This is a genomic window from Aquitalea sp. LB_tupeE (assembly GCF_013391415.1).
GTDB lineage: Bacteria > Pseudomonadota > Gammaproteobacteria > Burkholderiales > Chromobacteriaceae > Aquitalea.
This window is the reverse complement of sequence record NZ_JACAXB010000035.1, coordinates 1-2,518: the sequence shown is the minus strand read 5'-3', so window position 1 is coordinate 2,518 and position 2,518 is coordinate 1. Positions and strand designations below refer to the sequence as shown.

The 2,518-nt window shown below is 60.8% G+C and carries 4 protein-coding genes; 3 read left to right on the top strand and 1 reads right to left on the bottom strand.

Annotated elements, in window-relative coordinates; translation table 11 throughout:
- The coding region (locus HWX34_RS19045; RefSeq protein ID WP_178973752.1) for a LysR family transcriptional regulator at positions 1–404 on the bottom strand (404 nt) is incomplete at its 3' end.
- Between the two features lie 145 nt (positions 405–549).
- Between HWX34_RS19045 and HWX34_RS19040 the strand changes: the two genes are divergently transcribed.
- From HWX34_RS19040 to HWX34_RS19030, 3 genes are all read left to right on the top strand, one after another.
- Positions 550–1,707, top strand: a complete 1,158-nt coding sequence (locus tag HWX34_RS19040; RefSeq protein WP_178973751.1) for an iron-containing alcohol dehydrogenase — start codon at positions 550–552, stop codon at positions 1,705–1,707.
- 121 nt (positions 1,708–1,828) lie between these two features.
- Positions 1,829–2,131: a DUF1330 domain-containing protein gene (locus tag HWX34_RS19035; RefSeq protein WP_178973750.1), complete on the top strand. Its 303-nt coding sequence runs from the start codon at positions 1,829–1,831 to the stop codon at positions 2,129–2,131.
- A gap of 27 nt (positions 2,132–2,158) precedes the next feature.
- A partial coding sequence (locus HWX34_RS19030; RefSeq protein ID WP_178973749.1) for an NAD(P)H-dependent oxidoreductase occupies positions 2,159–2,518 on the top strand: 360 nt, incomplete at its 3' end.

The window sequence follows — 2,518 nt, the reverse complement described above, 5'->3', positions numbered from 1 at the left end:
ACCACCCGGTCGTCAAAATCCACTTCCACCGCCAGTTGCGGGTAACGTGTCAGCAGGCCGGGCAGGGCGGGGAGCAGATGGTCGCGACCAAATGCCGCACTGCTGGAAATGCGTACCGGGCCGCTGATTTCCAGCCGCTGGGTGGCAATGGCATCCACTGCCGCATCCAGCGCATCCAGCGCAATGCGCGCCTGGCGCAAGAAGGCGGCACCTTCTTCGGTCAGGCTCAGGGTGCGGGTGGTGCGGTTCAGCAGGCGCACGCCCAGTGCCTGTTCCAGTCCGGCCACGTTCTTGCTGACTGCCGCATTGCTGATGCCCAGCTGGCGGGCCGCAGCGGCAAAGCTGCCGGTTTCGACGGTAGTGACAAAGGAAAGTACCGAAGGCACCCGTTGCGACAAGTCCATGCTGGCTCCTGCAGTGAATCAATAGTGAATAAAGGTTAATAAACACTCAACCAGTGGTCTACTTATTGTTGTGAGTGCAGCCTTGCATAATGTGCTCCATTCGCTGGCCACACCGCTGTGACCGGCCTTCAGACAGGAGCGCAACATGCTGAATTTTGACTATTTCAATCCTACCCGTGTGGTGTTCGGCAAAGGCAGCATCCAGCGCCTGGGCAGCTTACTACCGGCAGATGCCAGAGTGTTGCTGCTGTACGGCGGCGGTAGTGCCGAACGCAATGGCACGCTGGCCGAAGTGCGCCAGGCCTTGAGTGGCCATGTGGTGCATGAATTCGGCGGCATCGAACCCAATCCGCGCTATGAAACCCTGATGCGTGCCGTCGCACTGGTGCGCGAGCAGGGCATTGATTTCCTGCTGGCCGTGGGGGGTGGTTCGGTGATTGATGGCAGCAAGTTTGTGGCCGCTGCCGCGCCTTATCAGGGCGACGCCTGGGACATTCTGTCCAGCCTGGGGCAGGTAGTGAAAAGCGCCTTGCCGCTTGGTGCGGTACTGACGCTGGCGGCTACCGGTTCGGAAACCAACCACAACGCCGTGGTCACCCATGCAGCCAGCCAGACCAAGGCCTTTTTTGCCTCCCCGCTGGTGTTTCCGCAGTTTGCCGTGCTGGACCCGGAAAAAACCTACTCTTTGCCGGCGCGCCAGTTGGCCAATGGGGTGGTGGATGCCTTCACCCATGTGATGGAGCAATACCTGACCTACCCGGTAGACGCCCGCGTGCAGGACCGTTATGCCGAAGGCCTGTTGCAAACGCTGATCGAACTGGGGCCCAGGGTGGTGCGGGAGCCGGCCGATTATGATTCGCGCGCCAATTTCATGTGGACTGCCACCCAGGCGCTCAATGGCCTGATCGGTGCCGGTGTTCCACAGGACTGGGCCACCCATCTGGTAGGGCATGAGCTGACCATCCTGCATGGTCTCGATCATGCCCAGACCCTGGCGGTATTGCTGCCGTCCATGCTGGAAGCGCGCCGGGTCGGCAAGCATGCCAAGTTGCTGCAGTACGCCAGTCGCGTGTGGCAGCTCAACGAAGGCAGCGAGGACGAACGCATCAGCCAGGCCATTGCCCACACCCGTACGTTTTTTGAAAGCCTGGGCGTCAAAACCCGCTTGCGTGACTACGGCATCGGCCTATCCGACATCGATGCCCTGGTGCGGCAGTTGGAAGTCCATGGCATGACGGCGCTGGGCGAGCAGGGGGATGTCAGCCTGACCCTGAGCCGTCAGGTGTTCGAAGCCAGCCTGTAAGCCTGTTATCCGCCACCGCCAGTCCAGCGCGGCTGGCATTTTGACAAGCCCACAACCTTCATTCAACAGCACGGGTGGCGCTGGGCCATATCGCACAGGGCCGCCCGTCAAGGAGCACAACATGCAGACCCCCGCTTATTTCGTTTTCAACGTCACCGCCATTCACGACCCGCAAGGCATGTTGCCGTATCAGCAGAAAGTGCTGGACACCGTGACCGCCCATCACGGCAGCCTGCTGGTGGGCGGTGGCGAGGTGGACAGCGTGGAAGGCCCGAAAGTGCAAGGCAAGTTTTTCATTGTGCGCTTTGACAGCACCGAGGCCGCCCAGGCCTGGTACCACTCGCCGGACTACCAAAGCATCATCGGCCACCGCCATGCCTCCGCCAGCTGCCAGGCCTTCCTGCTGGCCGGGCTGCCCGTCTGACATTTCATTCTTGCAACAGGACATCACATGAAAACCCTCGTCATCGTTTCTCACCCAACGCCGCAACAATCCGTCGCCATCAAGGCGCTGCGAGAGGTTGCCGAAGCCCAGGACAATGTGACCGTGCGTCACCTGGACCAGCTGTATGGCACTGACAGCAATGCATTTGATATCGCCGCCGAACAGCAGGCACATGAGGCGGCAGACCGCATCATCTACCTCTACCCGACCCACTGGTTCAACACCACGCCCATGCTGAAGGCCTACCTGAACCAGGTGTGGACTTATGGCTGGGCGTTTGGCCCGGAAGGCAAGGCACTGCGAGGCAAGGAGTTGCAGATTGTCACCACGGCAGGCGCCACCGAATTTACTTACAGCCATGCCGGG

What these genes read in the sequence shown, in the direction of transcription:
- HWX34_RS19040 (WP_178973751.1), top strand. Translation starts at nt 550, where the DNA reads ATGCTGAATTTTGACTATTTCAATCCTACCCGTGTGGTGTTCGGCAAA.
- HWX34_RS19035 (WP_178973750.1), top strand. Translation starts at nt 1,829, where the DNA reads ATGCAGACCCCCGCTTATTTCGTTTTCAACGTCACCGCCATTCACGAC.